Below are 19,526 nucleotides of genomic sequence, written 5' to 3' on the forward strand. Positions count from 1 at the left end.
GGCCGCGCCAACCTGCTTTTTTTAAAGCCTGCTCCAGCAGGCTGCCACCCTCGCGCGGCTCGCTCCAGATCGCAAAGTACGAGTGCACGGTTCGCCACTTGGGAAAGTCGCTGGGCAGCGCGCGCCACTGGCAGCCCGTGCGCAGCAGGTACAGCACTGCACAGAACACCTCGTACAGATCCACCCTGCGGGGGGCCGTCTTCCTGCGCGCACTCTCCAGCAAGGGCCGGATTACGTCAAACTGCTCGCGCTTGATATCGCTGGGGTACCCTTTTCTCATCCAGCGAGCTTCTCATATCCGTCAGGCGAGACTTTGAACACGTTCTTAGAGCCACGCTCGCGGCTAGAAGGCGTTTCAGTGACTGCGGACATCCTGCATGCTGCGTTGTCCGATCTGATGCAAGCGCCGGTCGCGGCGCGTATCCAGTTCGCCCCCAGGGCCGAGCGCGACACCGCCACGTTCCGCAGCCTGATTCTCATGGCCCGGGCCCTGCAGGCAGGCCTCATGGGGGATGCGCCACTGGCTTCGGCGCAAGCGGCGTTCACGAGCCTGAAGGAGTCGATGATCCACCTGCTCCTGCAAGGTACCCGGCACAACTACAGCGATCGGATCGGGCAGCAGCGCTCCATCGCCGTGCGACCGCGGCAGGTGCGGCGCGCGATGGAATACATGCAGACGTACGCCCGACAACCTCTCACCATCGAAGAAATCGCTTCCGTCGCAGGCGTCAGCACGCGCGCACTGCAGTGGTCATTCCAGCGCTTCAGCCAGATCAGCCCTATGCAGTACCTGCGCCAGATGCGGCTGGCGGGTGCACGCCAGGATCTGCTGGATCCCGCACAGCCGCCGAGCATCTCCGTCATCGCGATGAAATGGGGCTTCTCGCACATGAGGCTATTCGCGCTTCGGTACCGGGCCGCCTACGGAGAGCTTCCCCGCGAGACACTCTTGCGGCGGCGTTAGGACGCGGGTCGGCGATAACATCGCCCACTTTCGCCCTTCCCCGTCTGTCCATCACCGCTTCGCATGCACATGTCCCACGCCACCGAATTCGCCCCCGGCCTCGTCCTGCAGGGCATCGAGCCTCCGCTGTCCCTGTCGGACTACAAGCTGATCGCCTTCGACATGGATTCCACGCTCATCAACATCGAGTGCGTGGACGAGATCGCCGATGCGGCGGGCCGCAAGGCCGAGGTGGCCGCGATCACCGAGGCCGCCATGCAGGGCCTGATCACCGACTACAAGGAAAGCCTGCGCCAGCGCGTGGCGCTGCTGCGTGGCGTGGGCGTGGAGCACATGGAGCAGGTCTTCCGCGAGCGCCTGCGCTTCAATCCCGGCGCGAAGGAACTCATCGACGCCGCCAAGGCGGCCGGCCTCGCCACGCTGCTGGTGTCGGGCGGCTTCACGTTCTTCTCGGACCGGGTGCGCGCGGGCCTGGGCATCGACCTCTCCCGCGCCAACGTGCTGGAGATCGAGGACGGCCGGCTCACGGGCCGCATGGTGGACCAGCCCTGGGGCGACATCTGCGACGGCGCCGAGAAGCGCCGCACGCTGCTGGAAGTGGCCTCGCTGATGGGCATCGACCCGTCGCAGGCGATCGCGGTGGGCGACGGCGCGAACGACCTGCCCATGATGGGCGTGGCCGGCCTGTCCGTGGCCTTCCACGCGAAGCCCGCCGTGCGTGCGCAGGCCAGGGTGGCGATCAACGAGGGCGGCCTCGACCGGCTGCTGGAAATCATGCGCTGAGCCACGACCCGCATAAGCGGCGGTTGCGTTATATGGGTATGACAATAAAAACGTGGTGAGCCCAAGGGAAACTACCTAGACTCCGGGCCCATGGGTGACAGCCCCGGCGCGGCCGGGGCGCCCCCACCAACCACCGAAGAAAGCCCTTGTCCCGATGCTGAAGAAAGCCCTCTCCTCCCTGGCCATCGCCGCGCTCGCCGTCTCCGCCCACGCCGCCGACACCGTCCTCAAGGTAGCGGCCTCCGCCGTGCCGCACGCCGAGATCCTGAACTTCGTGAAGCCGCAGCTCAAGGCCCAGGGCGTGGACCTGCAGGTGCGCGAATTCAGCGATTACATCCAGCCCAATGCCGCGGTGGAAGACAGGCAGCTCGACGCCAACTTCTTCCAGCACCAGCCCTACCTGGACAGCTACAACAAGGACCGCAAGAGCAGCATCGTGGCCGTGCCGGACGGCAAGGTGCACGTGGAACCCTTCGGCGCCTATTCGAAGAAGATCAAGTCCGTGAGCGAGCTCAAGGACGGCTCCACCATCGCCATCCCCAACGACCCGTCGAACGCGGGCCGCGCGCTGATCCTGCTGCAGAAGCAGGGCCTCATCACGCTCAAGGACCCGAAGAACATCACGGCCACGCCGATCGACATCATCAAGAATCCGAAGAAGCTCAAGTTCCGTGAACTGGAAGCCGCCCTGCTGCCGCGCGCGCTGCAGGACGTGGACCTGGCCCTGATCAATACCAACTACGCGATCGAGGCCAAGCTGAACCCGACCAAGGACGCGCTGTTCATCGAAGGCAGCGATTCGCCCTACGCCAACCTGATCGCCGCCCGCGCCGACCGCGCCAACGACCCGGCGATCGCCAAGCTGGTGAAGGCGCTGCACACGCCCGAGGTGAAGAAGTTCATCCAGGACAAGTACCAGGGCGCGATCGTGCCGGCGTTCTGACCGCCTGCGCCATCCGCTTGCACAAGGCGCCGCTTTCGCGGCGCCTTTTTCATTCCAGCCCCTGCCAGAGCCAGAACGACAGCGTGAGCATGACGGCGCCCGTGAGCCCATCCAGCAGGCGCCAGGCCAGCGGCCTGGCGAACACGCCCTGCAATTGCCGCCCGGCGAAGGCGAGCATCAGGAACCACAGCAGGCTGGCCGATGCCGCGCCGGCCACGAAGACCCACTTGAGTCCGCCCTCCTGCCGCGCGCCGATGGAACCCACGAGCACCACGGTGTCCAGGTACACATGCGGGTTGAGCAGCGTGATCGCGGCCAGGGTGCCCAGCACGCCCAGCAGGCCCTGGCGGGTGCGCTCGCCGTCGGTGCGCAGGCCGGCGCCCGCGCCGAACAACGCCCGGTGCCATGCGAACAGCCCGTAGGCCAGCAGGAACACGGCGCCGCCCAGGGTGAGCACGCGCGCCAGGCCCGGGGCGCTCTCCAGCAGCTTCGCCATGCCGGCCACGCCGGCGCCGATCAGCACCGCGTCGGCCAGCACGCACAGGGCCACGCAGGCCCGCACATGCCGCCCGGCGACCGCCTGGCGCAGCACGTAGGCGTTCTGCGCGCCGATGGAGACGATCAGGGACATGCAGACCGTGAAGCCGGCCAGCCAGGCGGCGGACGCGGCCCCGCCGGAGAACAGGGAAGAGGAAGGAAGAGGTGCCCACATGCAGCCGATTCTGGGTGGGTGTAAAAATTATGTAAACTTAAAAACTCTAACCATCATTAAGCATTACTTCATGCTGGATTATGCCGGACTCGAGGCCCTCGCGGCCGTGGTGCGCGAGGGCAGTTTCGAACGCGCGGCGCGGCGCCTGCACGTCACGCCCTCGGCCGTCTCGCAGCGCGTCAAGCAGCTGGAAGAGCGTGCAGGCCAGGTGCTGGTGCAGCGCGGCACGCCCTGCACGGGCACCGAGGCCGGACGCCGGCTCTGCCTGCATCTCGAGCAGGTGGCCCTGCTGGAGAACGAACTGCGCCGGGCCCACCCCGCGCTGGTGCCCGATGCCCACGCCCCCGCACCGACGGTCAAGCTGGCGGTGAACGACGATTCGCTGTCCACCTGGTTCATGGACGCGATGGCGGCCTTCGCCGGGGGCGGCAACGAGCAGCTGGACGTGCGCATCGACGACCAGGAGCACACCGCGCAGCGGCTGCGCGAAGGCGAGGTGATCGCCGCCGTGACGGCCACCGCCGGCGCCATCGCGGGCTGCAATACCTGGCCCCTGGGCTCCATGCACTACGTGGCGGCGGCCAGCCCGGCCTTCGTGCGCCGCCATTTCGGGCCGGACGCGGGCGGGGTGACCCAGGACACGATCGCGCAGGCGCCGATGATGGTGTACAGCCGCAACGACCGCCTGCAGGACCAGTGGCTGCAGCGCCAGGGCCTCGGCTCGCGCCGCCATCCGCCGCGGCACTTCCTGCCGTCCAACCAGGGCTTCCTGCGCAGCTGCGAGATGGGCATCGGATGGGGCATGCACCCCACGGTGCTGATCGAGCGGCAGCTCGCGGACGGCACGCTGGTGGAGATGCTGCCGGGCACCGGCATGGACGTGGCGCTCTACTGGGCCCACCCGCGCTCGGCCCAGGCGGGGCTGGAGCGGCTCACGCAGTGCGTGATGGCCGCCGCGCACGACTGGCTGGGCGCAGGCCGCGGCCCACGGCGCGCGGGCGCTTCGCGCAAGCCGGTGAAGAAGTAGCAGCAGCGGGCGCGCCACTGCCGGGGGGCGGCCTGTAGGACCCCACCGCAAAAGCGCAGCGCATGGCAGGAACGGGACCATGGCGCACATTTCCCGCCCCACGGCCGGGCTACCATGAATGCACCGCGCCTGGAGCGCGGCCCCTTCCGGTGCGATGAAAGAACCCGCCTGATGTCCCACTACGACCTGATCGTCATCGGCAGCGGCCCCGGCGGCGCGAGCCTCGCGCACCGGCTGGCGCCGACCGGCAAGCGCATCCTGATCCTGGAACGCGGCGACTACCTGCGGCGCGAGGAAGCGAACTGGAGCGCGCAGGCCGTGTTCGTGGAGGGCCGCTACCAGGCGCGCGAATCCTGGATCGACCGGGACGGCCACCGGTTCGCCCCGCAGCTCCATTACTGCGTGGGCGGCAATTCGAAGGTGTACGGCGCGGCGCTGCTGCGGCTGCGCGAGCGCGATTTCGGCGAAGTGCGCCACCATGGCGGCATCTCCCCGGCGTGGCCGCTGGCATATGCCGACTTCGCGCCCTGGTACGACGAGGCCGAAGCGCTGTTCCACGTGCACGGCCTGCGCGGGGACGATCCGCTCGATCCGGGCACTACGGCCTACCCGTTCCCGCCCGTGAAGCACGAGCCCAAGATCGCAGAGCTGAGCGGAAAGCTGCAGGGCATCGGCCTGCACCCGTTCCACCTGCCGCTCGGCATCCTGCTGGACCAGAAGGAAGACGGTTTCGCCACGCCGACGAGCACCTGCATGCGCTGCTCGTACTTCGACGGCTTTCCCTGCCTGCTGAACGGCAAGGCCGACGCGCAGGTGATGTGCATCGACCCGATGTTGCGCGACCATCCGAACGTCACGCTGCTGACCGGTGCCTATGCCTCGCGCCTGGAGACCGATGCCACCGGGCGCAGGGTGGAGGGAGTCGTGGTCGAGCGCGGCGGCCGCGAGGAACGCTACACGGCCGGCACGGTGGTGGTGGCCTGCGGCGCGCTGTCGTCCGCCCTGCTGCTGCTGCGCTCGGCGAACGACCGGCACCCGAGGGGCCTGGCCAACGGCTCGGACCAGGTCGGCCGCAACTACATGCGCCACGAGATGTCGATCGTGATGGCGGTGATGAAGGAGGTCAACGAGACGGTCTTCCAGAAGACGCTCGCGCTCGGCGACTTCTATTTCGGCAGCGACGACTGGGAGCATCCGCTGGGGCTGATCCAGATGTGCGCGACCAGCCATGCGGACCAGATCAAGGGCGAGGCGCCGCTGCCCGGGCTGATGAAGCACCTGCCCGAGATGCCATTCGAGGAGATGGCCCGGCATTCGACGGACTTCTGGCTGCAGGCCGAAGATCTGCCGATCCCCGAGAACCGCGTGTATTACCGGGACGGCAAGGTGCACCTCGACGTGCGCGAGACCAACGCGGAAGCGCTCAAGCGACTGCAGGCCAAGCTCAAGCAGGTGCTCGACGCGATCGGCTGGCCCGCGGTGCTGGTGGAGCGCTCGCTCTACCTCGGCAAGGACATACCGCTGTCCGGCACCGCGCACCAGGCCGGCACCTGCCGCTTCGGCACCGATCCGGCGACCTCGGTGCTGGACCTGGACTGCCGGGCGCACGAGGTGGACAACCTCTACGTGACCGACGCGAGCTTCTTCCCCTCGATCGGGGCGGTGAACCCCACGCTCACCATCATCGCGAACGCCTTGCGCGTGGCCGACATCCTGAAGGCACGCCTTTGACCGCCGCGATCGCCGTGACCTTCCTCGTGCGCTGCGTGATGGTGCTGATCTTCCTGCCCTTCAGCGCGCTCGACAAGCTGCTGGGCTTCGGCCATGCGGTGGGGCAGGCACAGGAGGTGTTCAGGCCGCGCTGGCTGGCGCGCGCCGTGATCCTGGCGGGCCTGGCGATCGAGGTGGTGTGCAGCATCGGCGTGGTGACCGGCGTTTCGGACCGGGCAGCGGCCTTCGTGATCGCGGGCTACTGCTTTGCGACCGCGGTGCTGTTCAAGCCGTTCTGGAAGCCCGGGGACTTCTGGTCGAACCCCGATGGCAAGGCGCGCGGGCTGTTCTGGGATTTCCTGAAGAACCTGGCGCTGGGCGCCGGCTTCCTGCTGCTGGTGGTCGGCACCGATGGTTCCGGCCTGCAGCCCTTCCTCGACGCGCCCCTCGCGTCGAGCCAACCCTACCGGAGCCCCTGAATGTCCGATCCCGGTCCCCGCCCGTCCGTGCCCTACCAGCACCTGTACACCGATGCCGATGGCGTCAGCCGCTTCCAGGCCTGCGCGCTCACCGGCTACGAGCTGCACCGCGTCGGCGCCGCCGATCCGCAGTGGAACAACACCATGGAGCGCGGCGATTCGACCGTCGTCTTCACCGTGCAGCCGGTCGGCTGGGTGGGCGAGTGGCACGAGAACCCGGCCCCGCAATGGATCGTCGTGCTCTCGGGCCGCTGGTGGATCGAGGCGATGGATGGCACCCGCATCGAGCAGGGCCCGGGCGAGTTCTCGTTCGGGGGCGACCAGGGCTGCGCCGAGGTCGATGGCAGGAAAGGCCACCGCTCCGGCACCGTGGGCGACGAACCCTGCTGCCTGATGACGGTGCAGCTGCACCGCGCGCCGGTGCGCCAGCCGTGCGAGCTGGGCTGAGTCCGGGTACGCCGCCATCGCACGGCCCGACGCCATGCGGCATGGGATAGCGCTGGACCGCATCGCTGCCTTCTGCCTGGTGGCCCGCGATAGCGCGGCCCTGGTGCGCTTCTACAGCGCGCTGGGCTTTGTCCAGGACGCATCGGCACCGCAGCCGATCGCGGCCGGCGAGGCGGCGCTGCTCGGTCTCGCGGGCGGCGGCATGCGGCACACGATGCGCCTGGGCGCGGCGCGGTTGTGGATCGACCAGTATGACCGGCCTGGCCGGCCCTATCCCCAAGGGGCGGACGCCGCATCGCGCTGCTTCCAGCATTTCGCGCTGGTCACCGACGACATCGCTGCCGCCTGGGAGTGCGTGCAGGCGGCCGGCGCCGCACCGGTCAGCCGCACCGGCCCGGTCACGCTGCCCGCGTCCACGGGCGGAGTCATCGCGGTCAAGTTCCGCGATCCGGAGGGGCATCCACTGGAGCTGATCCATTTCCCGGAAGGCGAACGCCGCGGATGGCGGGGCCGGGGCATTCTCGGCATCGACCACAGCGCAATCACGGTCGCGGATGCGGAGCGGTCCCGCACCTTCTACCGGGCCCACGGCCTGGCCTGCGGCGACGCCACGCTGAACCACGGCCCGACGCAGGTCGCGCTCGACGGCCTGGACGATGTGCGCGTGGACGTGGTGCCGATGCATCCCGCGGGGCCCGGGCCGCATGTCGAACTGCTGCACTACCGGCATCCACAGGGCGCACCGGTGGAACCCTGGGCGATCAACGACGTGGCCGCGACCCGCATCGTCTGGCAGGGCTTCGCATCCGCGCTGCTGCGCGATCCGGACGGGCATATCCACCAGATCGATGGCGCGGCGCAAGCCCGCGCGTAGTCCGCCGCCCCGAGGCCGGCGGGCGCGGAACGCCCCGGCTTTCAGCCCTCGCGCAGGTCGATCGCGAGCAGCCGCGTGGATGCCGCGATGAAGAGCCGCCGGCCGCTGCTGCCGCCGAAACAGACGTTGCATACCGTCTCCGCGATGGGAATCGCCCCGAGGTACTCCTGCCTGGCCGACCAGATGTGTACCCCGTCTGCCGCGCTGCACCAGACCCAGCCGCGGCCGTCCACCGCCAGGCCATCGGGATCGCCCTGCGCAGGGGAGCAGAAGAAGCGCCGGCCGGAAAGCGCGCCGCCGTCGCCGACGGTGAAGGCCTCGACCTGGTGTCTGCTTCCCGCAGAGCCGCCAGGGGCCTCGCCCAGCGCCCTCGATGTGTCGGTCACGTACACCGTGCGCCCATCGGGCGAGAGCGCCACGCCGTTCGGCTGCTCGAAATCGGCCATGCGCGCGAGCGCGCCGGTGGCGGGGTCGAAGCGGTAGAGGCTGCGGTGTGCCAGTTCGGGCTCGGCCAGCGCGCCCTGGGCGGGCATGACGATACCGAAGACCGGGTCGGTGAACCACACCGCGCCATCGGGCGCGACCGCCACGTCGTTCGGCGCATTGAGCCGCCGGCCCTCGTAATGCGCCACGACCGGCTCCGGCCCGCCCTGCAGGCCGGGCGCGGAGCGGCTGATGCAGCGGCGCCCGTGCTCGCAGTGATAGACGCTGCCGTCCGCGGCCACCGCATTGCCGTTCGGGAACCAGGCCGGATCGATCAGCGATTCCACCCGGCCGTCCTCCTCGTACCAGGCATTGATGCGCCGGTTGGGCACGTCGGAGAACAGCAGGCGCCGGTGCGATGCCTGCCACGCCGGGCCTTCGGCATGGATGGCGCCCTCGTGCAGCACCCATAGCGGCGCGTCGGGCGCGACGACATCCGCGAGGCAGGCGGCCTCGATGCGGATGCCCGGGAAATCCGGATCGGCGAGCGGCCTGCCCGGTCGGCGCAGCAGGCGGCCGGGCAGCAGGTTCTGGGTCGCAGGGTTCACGTCGGCTCCTTCCACCGGCGTGTCCGCGGGCCGGCGTGCTCCAGGATACGCGGCGAACAGCGGCGCACCTGGAAGCTGCGGACGCGAGGCCGTGCAGGCGCGTGCCGCCTGCATGGGTCAGGGCTGTCCGGCCAGGGGAGCGCGCACCGGCAGCCCGGGCACCGGCACCACCGCCAGCGCGCGCCGGCGTCCGGGCGAGGTGGCTCCCGAGGCGGCGGGCCGTGCCACCAGGTCGGCCAGCGTCACGCCGTCGAGCACCGCCAGGAAGCTCTGGGTGGCCTGCGCGAGCGCGCCGCGCAGCAGGCAGTGCCCCGTGAGGCGGCACTGGTTCACCGCGGGATCGAAGCATTCCACCATGTCGAAGTCGCTCTCGGTGAGGCGCACCACGTCGCCCAGGCGGATGTCGGCGGCAGGCACGCGCAGGCGCAGGCCCCCACCCCGCCCGCGCGTCGTGTCCAGCAGGCCCTGCGCGGCCAGCGCCTGGACGATCTTCATGAGGTGGCTGCGCGAGATGCCGTGCTGCCCCGCCACCTCGGTGATGGTCACGGGCTGCGCGCGCCCCTCGCAGGCGGCGCAGTACATCAGCACGCGCAGGGCGTAGTCGGTCCATTGGGTGAGGCGCATGGCGTTTGCGTTGGATCAATCCGAAAGAGTCTCTTCGGATGAATCTTATTGCATAAAATATTCATCACAAATGAATCTTTAAGGAGCCACCATGAATGCACGCCTTCCCGATGCCCTGCCTGTTGCCACGATCGACTCCCGGCAGGCGCTGGGCCAGATCGCCGTGTCCCTGCCAGGCGCCACTGCGGTGTTCCGCAGGCTGCACCTGGATTTCTGCTGCGGCGGGCAGGTGAGCCTGGCGCAGGCCGCGGCCGACAAGGGCCTGGACCTCGCCGCGCTGCAGGCCGAGCTTGCCGCCCTGCAGCGCGATGGCACGGCGCCCGACCCTGCCCTGGACACCGGCGCGCTGCTCGATCACGTCGTGGCGCGCTACCACGAGGTGCACCGCGCGCAGCTGCCCGAACTGGTCCGCATGGCGCGGCGCGTGGAGGCGGTGCACCGGGAGCACCCGCAGGTACCGGCGGGCCTGGCCGGCCTGCTGGAGTCCACGCAAGGGGAACTGCTGTCGCACATGCTCAAGGAAGAGCGTGTGCTGTTTCCCATGCTCCGGGGCGGCGGCGATGCCTTCGCGGGCCCGCCCATCGCCATGATGCGTGCCGAGCACACGGAGCACGGGGAGACGCTGGAACGGCTCGCGGCCCTCACCGGGCAGATGACGCCGCCGCCGGGTGCCTGCAACACGTGGCGCGCGCTCTACGCGGGGCTGGAGCAGTTCCGCGACGACCTCGTCGAGCACATCCACCTGGAGAACAATGTGCTGTTCCCGCGCTTCGACGGCACGGCCGCCGCGCCCCAGGGCTGCGGCGCGGGTGCCGGCGCTGGCACGTGCGGATGCCCGTGACGGTGCGGGACAATCCACACCCAGCCATGTCCGACCAAGCCCTTCCTCCCGATACGCTCGCGCCGCCCCCGCTGGACCATGCCGCTATCGCCGCGCTGGTCCATGGGTTCTATGCGGACGTGCGTGCCCATCCGCTGCTCGGCCCCGTCTTCGGGGAGGCGCTGGCGGACCGGTGGGAGCCGCACCTCGCGCGCATGGTGGATTTCTGGGCGACGGTGGCGCTGGGCGCGCGAAGCTACCGCGGCAACGTGCAGCAGCGCCATGGGGCCCTGCAGGGCGTGACGCCCGCGCATTTCGCGGCGTGGGTGGGGCTGTGGAAGCAGCACACGGAGCGCCGCTTCGCGCCGGACGTCGCCCACGGCCTGCAGCAGGCGGCGCACGGCGTGGCGCGCAACCTGTTCCGCGCCCTGGTGGGCCGGCTGCCGGATTTCGCGGAAACCGCCGGGCACGGGCACTGAGGCCACCCCGGCCTGCCCTCCCCCCCGGTCAGCCCTTGCGGGCGGCGCGCAGCGGTGCCAGCAGGTCCGAGAGGCCGTTGTGGTCGATCTCGTGCATCAGCGCCAGCAGGCGGCCGATGTCGCCGGGCGGGAAGCCCTCGCGGGCGAACCAGTTCAGGTAGTTGCCGGGCAGGTCGGCGATCGCCGTGCCCTTGTGCTTGCCGTAGGGCATGACCACCGTGACGAGCCGCTCGAGCTGTGCCGGATCCATGTCCGTCCGCCCCTCAACCGCCCGCGCGCCTGACCTTGTGGCCCAGCGCCTGGAGCGCCTGCATGACGCGCTCCACATGATCGCCCTGCACCTCGATCACTCCGTCCTTGGCGGTGCCGCCCGTGCCGCAGGCGGCCTTGAGCTGCTTGCCCAGCTGGGCCAGTTCGGCCGCGGGCAGCGCCACGCCCTTCACCACGGTCACCGCCTTGCCGCCGCGCCCCTTGGTCTCGCGCGAGACGCGCACGATGCCATCGCCCGCCGGCACCGCGGCCGCGCGCGCGGCGGCGCAGGCGCATTGCGCGACCGGCTGGCGGCACGCAGGGCACATGCGGCCGGATTCGGTCGAATAGACGAGGCCGCCCAGGTCGCTCAGGCGCATGGAAGGCTCCGATGGAGGCCTGCGGCAGGGTGGAACGTGAAGGTCGCGGCGGGAATGGGCATGGCGCGATTATCCGGGGCATGCGGCAGTGCCGCACAATCCGCGGGGAGCGCCCTCGCGCTCCCTCCTGTTTTCCCGTTGTTGTTTCCATGGCCGCGGCGCCTTCCATGCCCGGGGCCCCTTCCCTGCTTCCCGCCATGCCCTTTGCCGCCCTCGGCCTCTCGCCCGCCCTCGTCCACGCCGCCGGGGCGCTGGGCTTCGACACGCCCACGCCCATCCAGGTACAGGCGATTCCCGCCGTGCTGAACGGGGGCGATGTGCTGGGCCGCGCGCAGACCGGGTCCGGCAAGACGGCCGCCTTCGGTCTGCCGCTGCTGCAGCGGCTCCTGCCGCAAGAGCAGCAGGCCGGCGCCCGCCCCGGGCCGCGGCGCCCGCGCGCCCTGGTGCTGGTGCCCACGCGCGAGCTGGCCGCGCAGGTGGGCGAGGTGCTGCGCGACCTGGCGAGCCATCTGCCCGGGGCGAGGCTGAAGATCGCGATCGCGTTCGGCGGGGTATCCATCAACCCGCAGCTGATGGCACTGCGCGGCGGCGCGGACGCGGTGGTGGCCACGCCGGGCCGGCTGCTGGACCTCGTGGAGCACAACGCCCTGTCGCTTTCGCAGGTGCAGGCCCTGGTGCTGGACGAGGCCGACCGGCTGCTGGACCTGGGATTCGCCGAGGAGCTGCAGCGCGTGCTCGCATTGCTGCCGGCGCAGCGCCAGAACCTGCTGTTTTCCGCCACCTTCGAGCCGGGCGTGGCACGGCTGGCCGAGGGCCTGCTGCGCGATCCGCTGCGCATCGAGATCGCCGAAGCGCCCGGCACGGCACCCGACATCGCCCAGCGCGCCATCGCGGTGGAAGCATCGCGCCGCACGCAGTTGCTGAAGCAGTTGCTCACCCAGGAAGCCGGCTGGACGCGGGTGCTGGTGTTCGTGGCCACCCAGTACGCGGCCGAGCATGTGGCCGAAAAGCTCTACCAGTCCGGCATCTACGCATCGCCTTTCCACGGCGGCCTGAGCCAGGGCACGCGCCGGCAGGTGCTGCAGGAATTCCGCGACGAGCGCTGGCAGGTGCTGGTGACCACCGACCTGGCCGCACGCGGCATCGACATCGCCGGGCTGCCGGCCGTCGTGAACTACGACCTGCCGCGCGCCGCGGCCGATTACGTGCACCGCATCGGCCGCACGGGGCGCGCCGGCGCCAGCGGCGTGGCGGTGAGCTTCGTCACGCCCGAGGCCGCGCCCCACTGGCAATTGCTCGCCCGGCGCCACGGCCTGCAGGCGCTGCCGGTGGAACAGGTGGCGGGATTCGAGGTGGCGCTCGCGCCTGCGGCACAGGAGGCCGGCACGCAGGAGGACGCGCCTGCGCGCCCGGGCAAGCTGCCGCCGGGCACGGGCGGCATCAAGGGCCGGCGCCCGAGCAAGAAGGACAAATTGCGGGCCGCCGCTGCGGCGGCCGCCGCACAGGCCGGCGCCGCCGGGGAACCCACGGCGGATTGAGGCTGGCGGACAGGCCAGCGGGCGGTGCCGGCCGGCCGCCCGCCGGGTGGCGTCAGTCCCCGCCGTCGCCTCCGCCATCCGCGCCGCCGTCGGCACCGTCGCCATCCTCGGCATGCGGGCCATCGCCGCCGGAGTCCGCCGGGCGCGCGGCCGGCTTGCGGGGCATGCCTTCGCCAGGCTTGGCGACGATCTCCACGTAGAACTGCGCATCGCCGGACTGCGCCACGCCGTCGATCAGGCGGGTGATGTCTTCCACCTGCACGCTGCGCGCATCGTCCTGCGTGCGGCCGAAACGGCAGTCGAAGTCCCAGAAGCGTGCGCCCTCGGGCAGCGCGCGGCGGCGCTCGCGGCGCAGGTAGCGGAGGATGTCGTGGCGGGCCGCGTCCAGCAGCCGGTCGCGGTTCTTGCCGTCGATATGGAGCACATAGGTCTTTCGCATGTGCCCATCGTAACCTGCCCGCGCCTGCGCACTATGATTTCAATAGCAACATGCGAAGGACAGACCCGCTCCGCGGTAGCCTGGAGCGGGTCTAAACGCGCGGCGGAGAGGGATAGGCCGGGTCGCTGTAGCCCGGCGTGGAGGGATGGCCCGGTGCCACCATGCCGTCCACCAGGGCCTCGTCCTCCGCCGTGACGGTGTATTCCAGCGCAGGGGCGTAGTCCTGCCACTGGGCCAGGGTGCGCGGGCCCGCGATGACGGCGCTGACCGCCCGGTGCGCCAGGACCCACGCCGTGGCGAACTGGGCCAGCGTCACGCCGCGGGCCTCGGCATGCCGCTTCAGCTCCTGGGCCATCACCAGCGATTCGTGGCGGAACTCGGTCTCCGCGATGCGCTTGTCGCCCCGCCCTGCGCGCGTGCCCGGCGGGGGTGCCTCGCCCGGCAGGTACTTGCCGGTGAGCACGCCGCGCGCGATGGGGCTGTAGGGCACCACGCCCAGGCCGTGGTGCGCGCAGGCCGGCAGGATCTCGACTTCCGGCATGCGGTTGAGCAGGTTGTAGTAGGGCTGGCAGACCACGGGGCCGGGCATGCCGATGCGGGCGGCACCATGCACCAGTTCGGCGATGCGCCAGGCGCGGAAGTTGGAGACGCCCCAGTAGCGGATCTTGCCGGCGCGCAGCAGCGCATCGAGGGCGAAGAGCGGCTCCTCGAGGTCCATGCCCAGGAAATCGCGGTGCAGGTAAAGGATGTCCACATGGTCGGTGCGCAGGCGAGAGAGGCTGGATTCCACCTCGCGCAGCATCCAGCTGCGGGAATAGTGGCTCTCGTTCACGCGGTCGGACATCCGGTTGCCCAGCTTGGTGGCCAGCACCCAGTCGTGCCGCTGGCCCGCCAGCAGGTCGCCCAGCATCGATTCGGAAGCGCCCCTGGTATAGACGTCCGCCGTGTCGATCAAATTCACGCCGCGCCCTCGCGCATCGGCCACGATGGCCGCGGCCTCTTCGCGGCCGGTCTGGTCGCCGAACATCATGGTGCCCAGGCAGAGGGCGGAAACCTGCAGGTTGCTGCGGCCGAGGCGGCGGTATTGCATGGGGCTGGCCTTTCAGGGAATGAGGCGCACGCAGGGTGCGGGGTCAGTAGTGCGGCGGGATCTCGTCGCGCAGGCTGCCGCCGGGCGCGGTGCCGCCCGGCTCGGGCAGTTGCTGCCGCAGTGCCACCAGCGCGCGCTGCAGCGCATCGATCTGCTGCTGCTGGCGATAGACGGTGACGTTGAGCTGGTCCAGCAGGTCCTCGGCGTAGCTGGCCTTGATCTCCAGCTCGTCGAGGCGCTCGGAGGGCGTGCGGTCGGGGCCCGGCATGGCTCAGCCTCGCAGCGCCTGGCCGAGGCGCGCCACGCCTTCGAGGATCCGGTCCACGTCGGCCGTCGCGAACGACAGGCGCAGCGTGGCATGGTCGGGGTTCGCGCAGAAGAACGGGGTGCCGGGCACAAAGGCCACGCCCTTGTCGATGGCCAGCTTGGCCAGCACGTTGCCGTCGGCCACCGCGCCGCCCGCCCCCGTGAGCCGCGCCCACACGAACAGGCCGCCCCGGGGCTGGACGAAGTCGATCGCCTCGCCGAGTTCGCGTCGCAGTGCCTCGCCCATGGCCTGCGCGCGTTCGGCATACACGGCGCGCACCTTCGCCAGCGTGGCCGGCATGCGGCCGGAACGCAGGTACTGCGCGGCCGTGGCCTGCGCGAAGGTGCTGGTGTGTGCGTCGCTGAACTGCTTGCACATGGTGGCCTTGGCGAGCAGCTCGGCCGGCGCGATCAGCCAGCCCACGCGCAGGCCGGGGCTCAGCACCTTGCTGAGGCTGCCGCAGTGCGCCAGCAGCTCGCGGCTGCCGGGCACCGTGGCCGACAGTGCCAGCAGGCTGGGCGGCGGCGCCTCGCCGAAATACAGGTCGCCATAGGGATCGTCCTCGACGATCAGCACCTGGTGGCGCACGGCCAGCTCCAGGATCCTGCGGCGGCGCTCCAGCGACAGCAGCGCCCCGCTGGGATTGCCGAAGGTGGGGATGAGATAGACGAACTTGGGGCGGTGCTCGACGATGAGCCGCTCGAGCGCGTCGGCATCGACGCCGTGGCCGTCCACGGGCGCGCTCACCAGCTCGGCGCCGTAGAGGCGGAAGCACTGGATGGTGGCCAGGAAGGTGGGGCCTTCCACGATCACCTTGTCGCCGGGGCTGATGAGGGTCTTGCCCAGCAGGTCCAGCGCCTGCTGGCTGCCGGTGGTGACGATCAGGTCCTCGGGCCGCACGCCCTGCGCGCCCTTGGAGGCCATGAAGGCCGAGAGCTGTTCGCGCAGCGGGTTGTAGCCCTCGGTGGCGCCGTACTGCAGCGCGGTGCCGGGCTCTTCACCCAGCGCCCGCTCGCTCGCCTCGCGGATGCCCTCGACGTCGAACATCGCGCTGTCGGGAAAGCCGCCGGCGAAGCTGATGATGCCGGGCTTGCCCAGCAGCTTGAACAGCTCCCGGATGGCAGAGGTTTCAACGTTGTTCAGGCGGTCTGCGAATTGCATGGCGTGGTCACGGTGTGTTGGCGAAAGACCCCCATTGTCGCCAATGGCCGCGCATGTTTCATGCGTGCGGTGCGCTGCGGGACAATGCACGGGCGAACCGCATTGAGAACGACGCCCCACACCACCATGAAGACCGCGCAGATCGAACCCTTCTTCGCCGCGCTGAAGGCCGCCAACCCCCAGCCCAACACCGAGCTGGAATACACCACCGTCTTCGAGCTGCTGGCCGCCGTGCTGCTGTCGGCCCAGGCCACCGACGTGGGCGTGAACAAGGCCACCCGCAGGCTCTTCCCGGTAGCGGGCACGCCGCAGGCCATCCTCGACCTGGGGCTGGAAGGGCTGGAGGGCTACATCAAGACCATTGGCCTGTACCGGAGCAAGGCCCGCCACCTGATGGAGACCTGCCGCATCCTGGTGGAGCGCCACGGCGGCATCGTGCCGCGCACGCGCGAGGAACTGGAAGCCCTGCCCGGCGTGGGCCGCAAGACCGCCAACGTGGTGCTGAACGTGGCCTTCGGCCAGCCCACCATGGCGGTGGACACGCACATCTTCCGCGTGAGCAACCGCACCGGCCTGGCCCCCGGCAAGAACCCGCTGGCCGTGGAAATGCAGCTGCTGAAGCGCGTGCCCGCCGAATATGCCGTGGATTCGCACCACTGGCTCATCCTGCTGGGCCGCTACGTCTGCCAGGCGAGAAAGCCGCGCTGCTGGGAATGCGTGGTGGCGCCGTGGTGCGATTACCAGCCGAAGACGGCGGCGCCCTGAGGGGGGCCCTGCTTCCGCTCTTTCCTTCCTTATTTTTGCCGGGCGTTGCGAACCGCGAGTGACCGGGCTGCGCGCCTGGGGTTCGCGCGGGTGCAAGTGGTTGAGGGGAAAGGGAGTTTTTCCTGGGTGGCGGACGGGCGCGCATGCTGCGGGTCGATGGGGAGCAGGTTCGCGGATGTGCAGGGTAAATGGCTGGGGTGGCGCGGGTTTATAAAGATGCCGTCGCGCCCTGTGCGGGCGCGTGGGTTGAAACTTGAGCGCGGCCAGCGTGCCCGGGGCCACCAGGAGCGTCGCGCCCTGTGCGGGCGCGTGGGTTGAAACTCCGCGCTCGGTGACTTCCGAGCCGTGCGCCTGGTGGTCGCGCCCTGTGCGGGCGCGTGGGTTGAAACTGCCCGCCATCGATCCACTTGGAATAGGTGCGAAGTCGCGCCCTGTGCGGGCGCGTGGGTTGAAACGTCCACAATGAACAATGGCCCCTGGCCGGTTACAGGTCGCGCCCTGTGCGGGCGCGTGGGTTGAAACCATTCTGGCGGAGAGGGTGTCATCCATGGATCTAGGTCGCGCCCTGTGCGGGCGCGTGGGTTGAAACTGCATGATGTAGTAGCAGTCCCAGCCGTGCTTACGTCGCGCCCTGTGCGGGCGCGTGGGTTGAAACCTGAGCGGTTGCGGGGTCCGCCGCGTGGGCAGCGGCGTCGCGCCCTGTGCGGGCGCGTGGGTTGAAACGCTGGCAGCCCGCCCCATGCAGCCTGCAGCGCCTGCGTCGCGCCCTGTGCGGGCGCGTGGGTTGAAACGTGAAGTACCTGCCTGCTGACGATGCCGCCGCATGCCGTCGCGCCCTGTGCGGGCGCGTGGGTTGAAACCATGTCACAGCTCCTTTTCAAGGGTCATCGTCTTGGTCGCGCCCTGTGCGGGCGCGTGGGTTGAAACCTGCATCACGACTCCACCCCCTGCATACGCTCAAGTCGCGCCCTGTGCGGGCGCGTGGGTTGAAACACAGCGGTGGAAGGTTGGCGGTGTTTTCTCATCGCGTCGCGCCCTGTGCGGGCGCGTGGGTTGAAACATCCCTGACGCTGATTTTTCGCCCAGCGTGCAGGTCGCGCCCTGTGCGGGCGCGTGGGTTGAAACTTCACGACACGCTTGCCCAGGTCCGGCGCCTTGAGTCGCGCCCTGTGCGGGCGCGTGGGTTGAAACCGGCGCCTGCGCGAAATCGTCCAGTCCTACCTGGAGTCGTGAATCGCCCCGGGCTTAGAGGAGGCTCCTTCGTTTGAGAATGGAGCTATGAGGAAGTCCCCGAAGTTTTCCCCGGAAGTTGTAGAGCGCTCGGTGCGCATGGTCTTGGAATCGCAGGGCCAGTACGAATCGCAATGGGCAGCCATCGAGTCCATTGCATCCAAGATCGGCTGCACGAGCGAGACGCTGCGGCGCTGGGTTCGCCAGGCAGAGACGGACCAGGGCCTGCGCCCGGGAGCGACCACAGCCGAGCAACAGCGCATCAAGGAACTGGAGCGCGAGGTCCGCGAACTGCGCCAGACCAACGAGATTCTGAAGCTGGCCAGCGCGTATTTCGCCAAGGCGGAACTCGACCGCCACCACAAGAAGTGATGGGCTTCATCGACGCGCAGCGCGAGCACTTCGGGGTCGAGTCGATCTGCAAAGCCTTGCAGGTTGCCCCGTCGGGCTATTGGCGCTGTGCTGCACGCCGCAGCAACCCGGCGTTGCTGCCGGCCAGGGCCAAGAGCGATGCCGAACTGGTGCCGCAGATCGAGCGCGTGTGGACCAGCAACCTGCAGGTCTACGGCTACCGCAAGGTCTGGCGACAGATGCGGCGCGAAGGCACGGCCGTTGCGCGCTGCACGGTCGAGCGGCTGATGCGGCTCAAGGGCTTGCAGGGCGCGCGACGCGGTAAGAAGGTCCGAACCACGGTGCCGGATGCCAAGGCGCCGTGTCCGCTGGATCGGGTGAACCGGCAGTTCAAGGCCGACAAGCCGAACCAGTTGTGGGTCAGCGACTTCACCTACGTCTCGACCTGGCAGGGCATGGTCTACGTGGCCTTCGTCGTGGACGTGTACGCGCGGTTCATCGTGGGTTGGCGGGTCAGCAGTTCCATGCGAACGGATTTCGTCCTCGACGCGCTGGAGCAGGCGCTGTACGCGCGCAAGCCCGAGCGCGATGGCGCCTTGATCCATCACTCGGACCGCGGCTCGCAATACGTCAGCATCCGCTACAGCGAGCGGCTGGCCGAAGCAGGCATCGAGCCCTCGGTAGGCAGCAAGGGCGACAGCTATGACAACGCCCTGGCCGAGACCATCAACGGCTTGTACAAGACCGAATTGATCCACCGCCGGGCGCCCTGGAAGAGCAAGGAAGCCGTTGAACTCGCCACGCTCGAATGGGTCTCGTGGTTCAACCATCACCGGTTGATGGAGCCCATCGGCTACATCCCGCCGGCCGAAGCTGAGGCGAACTACCATCGGCAACTCGCAGGTCAGGCCATGTCGGTCTGACTCACACCAACTGGCCTCCACGAAAGCCGGGGCGGTTCAGTCGGCCCTGTGCGGGCGCGTGGGTTGAAACCGTGTCGAATGCTGCGATCGGCCTGGTGCTCTTGAGTCGCGCCCTGTGCGGGCGCGTGGGTTGAAACTCGGCCATAGTCGGCCTCCTGTGTTGTGTGCCCTGGTCGCGCCCTGTGCGGGCGCGTGGGTTG

Annotated in this window: 23 protein-coding genes, 1 CRISPR repeat array and 1 other annotated feature; of the genes, 13 read left to right on the top strand and 10 right to left on the bottom strand. The window is 69.6% G+C overall.

Annotation, left to right across the window (positions count from 1 at the left end; genetic code table 11):
• On the bottom strand, positions 1 to 280 hold a 280-nt coding region (locus tag T336_RS0123815), incomplete at its 3' end, for an IS5 family transposase (RefSeq protein ID WP_026434390.1).
• Between the two features lie 78 nt (positions 281 to 358).
• Here T336_RS0123815 and T336_RS25675 point away from each other — a divergent pair.
• The 3 genes from T336_RS25675 (at position 359) to T336_RS0123830 (ending at position 2,690) form a co-directional block, all read left to right on the top strand.
• A complete protein-coding gene (locus T336_RS25675; RefSeq protein WP_051647430.1) occupies positions 359 to 964 on the top strand; it encodes an AraC family transcriptional regulator in 606 nt (201 codons plus the stop codon).
• A 69-nt stretch (positions 965 to 1,033) separates the two neighbouring features.
• Positions 1,034 to 1,747, top strand: a complete 714-nt coding sequence (gene serB / locus T336_RS0123825; RefSeq protein WP_026434391.1) for a phosphoserine phosphatase SerB — start codon at positions 1,034 to 1,036, stop codon at positions 1,745 to 1,747.
• A gap of 154 nt (positions 1,748 to 1,901) precedes the next feature.
• Positions 1,902 to 2,690 (top strand): MetQ/NlpA family ABC transporter substrate-binding protein, encoded by a 789-nt coding sequence (locus T336_RS0123830; protein ID WP_026434392.1) that lies wholly within the window; start codon positions 1,902 to 1,904, stop codon positions 2,688 to 2,690.
• Positions 2,691 to 2,739: 49 nt separating this feature from the next.
• On the opposite strand, the gene T336_RS0123835 is transcribed toward T336_RS0123830, so the two are convergent.
• Positions 2,740 to 3,402 carry a LysE/ArgO family amino acid transporter gene (locus tag T336_RS0123835; RefSeq protein WP_035227217.1) on the bottom strand — a complete coding sequence of 221 codons (663 nt, stop codon included), beginning with the start codon at positions 3,400 to 3,402 and terminating at the stop codon, positions 2,740 to 2,742.
• A gap of 70 nt (positions 3,403 to 3,472) precedes the next feature.
• Between T336_RS0123835 and T336_RS0123840 the strand changes: the two genes are divergently transcribed.
• From T336_RS0123840 to T336_RS0123860, 5 genes are all read left to right on the top strand, one after another.
• Positions 3,473 to 4,429: an HTH-type transcriptional regulator ArgP gene (locus T336_RS0123840; RefSeq protein WP_026434394.1), complete on the top strand. Its 957-nt coding sequence runs from the start codon at positions 3,473 to 3,475 to the stop codon at positions 4,427 to 4,429.
• 171 nt (positions 4,430 to 4,600) lie between these two features.
• Entirely contained in the window at positions 4,601 to 6,160 is a 1,560-nt protein-coding gene (locus tag T336_RS0123845; protein ID WP_026434395.1) for a GMC oxidoreductase, read from the top strand.
• Positions 6,157 to 6,618, top strand: coding sequence for a DoxX family protein (locus tag T336_RS0123850; RefSeq protein ID WP_026434396.1), 462 nt, complete (start codon positions 6,157 to 6,159; stop codon positions 6,616 to 6,618). The genes T336_RS0123845 and T336_RS0123850 overlap by 4 nt, the downstream gene beginning before the upstream one ends.
• Positions 6,619 to 7,065 carry a cupin domain-containing protein gene (locus T336_RS0123855; RefSeq protein ID WP_026434397.1) on the top strand — a complete coding sequence of 149 codons (447 nt, stop codon included), beginning with the start codon at positions 6,619 to 6,621 and terminating at the stop codon, positions 7,063 to 7,065.
• Between the two features lie 34 nt (positions 7,066 to 7,099).
• Positions 7,100 to 7,939 carry a VOC family protein gene (locus T336_RS0123860; RefSeq protein ID WP_026434398.1) on the top strand — a complete coding sequence of 280 codons (840 nt, stop codon included), beginning with the start codon at positions 7,100 to 7,102 and terminating at the stop codon, positions 7,937 to 7,939.
• Between the two features lie 41 nt (positions 7,940 to 7,980).
• On the opposite strand, the gene T336_RS0123865 is transcribed toward T336_RS0123860, so the two are convergent.
• Positions 7,981 to 8,970, bottom strand: a complete 990-nt coding sequence (locus tag T336_RS0123865; protein WP_026434399.1) for an SMP-30/gluconolactonase/LRE family protein — start codon at positions 8,968 to 8,970, stop codon at positions 7,981 to 7,983.
• Between the two features lie 117 nt (positions 8,971 to 9,087).
• Positions 9,088 to 9,594, bottom strand: coding sequence for an RrF2 family transcriptional regulator (locus T336_RS0123870; protein WP_019700339.1), 507 nt, complete (start codon positions 9,592 to 9,594; stop codon positions 9,088 to 9,090).
• A 91-nt stretch (positions 9,595 to 9,685) separates the two neighbouring features.
• Here T336_RS0123870 and ytfE point away from each other — a divergent pair, with 91 nt between their 5' ends.
• Positions 9,686 to 10,435, top strand: coding sequence for an iron-sulfur cluster repair protein YtfE (gene ytfE / locus T336_RS0123875; RefSeq protein WP_026434400.1), 750 nt, complete (start codon positions 9,686 to 9,688; stop codon positions 10,433 to 10,435).
• Between the two features lie 26 nt (positions 10,436 to 10,461).
• Positions 10,462 to 10,893 (top strand): group III truncated hemoglobin, encoded by a 432-nt coding sequence (locus T336_RS0123880; protein WP_035227222.1) that lies wholly within the window; start codon positions 10,462 to 10,464, stop codon positions 10,891 to 10,893.
• 28 nt (positions 10,894 to 10,921) lie between these two features.
• Here T336_RS0123880 and T336_RS0123885 read toward each other — a convergent pair whose 3' ends face one another.
• On the bottom strand, positions 10,922 to 11,143 hold the full coding sequence (locus T336_RS0123885) for a DUF3820 family protein (RefSeq protein ID WP_019700336.1): 222 nt from the start codon (positions 11,141 to 11,143) through the stop codon (positions 10,922 to 10,924).
• A 13-nt stretch (positions 11,144 to 11,156) separates the two neighbouring features.
• Positions 11,157 to 11,522, bottom strand: a complete 366-nt coding sequence (locus tag T336_RS0123890) for a translation initiation factor Sui1 (protein ID WP_011794705.1) — start codon at positions 11,520 to 11,522, stop codon at positions 11,157 to 11,159.
• Between the two features lie 197 nt (positions 11,523 to 11,719).
• On the opposite strand from T336_RS0123890, the gene T336_RS0123895 reads away from it, so the two are divergent.
• On the top strand, positions 11,720 to 13,060 hold the full coding sequence (locus T336_RS0123895; RefSeq protein ID WP_035227244.1) for a DEAD/DEAH box helicase: 1,341 nt from the start codon (positions 11,720 to 11,722) through the stop codon (positions 13,058 to 13,060).
• A 52-nt stretch (positions 13,061 to 13,112) separates the two neighbouring features.
• Here T336_RS0123895 and T336_RS0123900 read toward each other — a convergent pair whose 3' ends face one another.
• The 4 genes from T336_RS0123900 to T336_RS0123915 all read right to left on the bottom strand — a co-directional run bounded on the left by T336_RS0123900 (position 13,113) and on the right by T336_RS0123915 (position 16,057).
• Entirely contained in the window at positions 13,113 to 13,499 is a 387-nt protein-coding gene (locus T336_RS0123900; protein WP_026434403.1) for a DUF6172 family protein, read from the bottom strand.
• A 91-nt stretch (positions 13,500 to 13,590) separates the two neighbouring features.
• Positions 13,591 to 14,589 carry an aldo/keto reductase gene (locus tag T336_RS0123905; protein WP_026434404.1) on the bottom strand — a complete coding sequence of 333 codons (999 nt, stop codon included), beginning with the start codon at positions 14,587 to 14,589 and terminating at the stop codon, positions 13,591 to 13,593.
• Positions 14,590 to 14,632: 43 nt separating this feature from the next.
• A complete protein-coding gene (locus T336_RS0123910; protein ID WP_026434405.1) occupies positions 14,633 to 14,857 on the bottom strand; it encodes a SlyX family protein in 225 nt (74 codons plus the stop codon).
• A gap of 3 nt (positions 14,858 to 14,860) precedes the next feature.
• Positions 14,861 to 16,057 (bottom strand): aminotransferase-like domain-containing protein, encoded by a 1,197-nt coding sequence (locus T336_RS0123915; protein ID WP_026434406.1) that lies wholly within the window; start codon positions 16,055 to 16,057, stop codon positions 14,861 to 14,863.
• A gap of 126 nt (positions 16,058 to 16,183) precedes the next feature.
• Here T336_RS0123915 and nth point away from each other — a divergent pair, with 126 nt between their 5' ends.
• Together nth and T336_RS0123930 are read left to right on the top strand one after the other, a co-directional pair.
• A complete protein-coding gene (nth, locus tag T336_RS0123920) occupies positions 16,184 to 16,822 on the top strand; it encodes an endonuclease III (protein WP_026434407.1) in 639 nt (212 codons plus the stop codon).
• A gap of 221 nt (positions 16,823 to 17,043) precedes the next feature.
• Positions 17,044 to 18,014: a CRISPR direct-repeat array (repeat unit 32 nt; unit sequence GTCGCGCCCTGTGCGGGCGCGTGGGTTGAAAC).
• A gap of 86 nt (positions 18,015 to 18,100) precedes the next feature.
• A protein-coding gene (locus T336_RS0123930) for an IS3 family transposase (protein WP_404821601.1) occupies positions 18,101 to 19,326 on the top strand; the annotation gives its coding sequence in 2 pieces (ribosomal slippage) (positions 18,101 to 18,383 and positions 18,383 to 19,326; 1,227 coding nt in all).
• Positions 18,379 to 18,495, top strand: a sequence feature (AL1L pseudoknot). It overlaps the preceding gene by 117 nt.
• Positions 19,327 to 19,526: the final 200 nt, after the last annotated feature.

It is taken from the genome of Paracidovorax oryzae ATCC 19882, from assembly GCF_000687165.1.
GTDB lineage: Bacteria > Pseudomonadota > Gammaproteobacteria > Burkholderiales > Burkholderiaceae_C > Paracidovorax > Paracidovorax oryzae.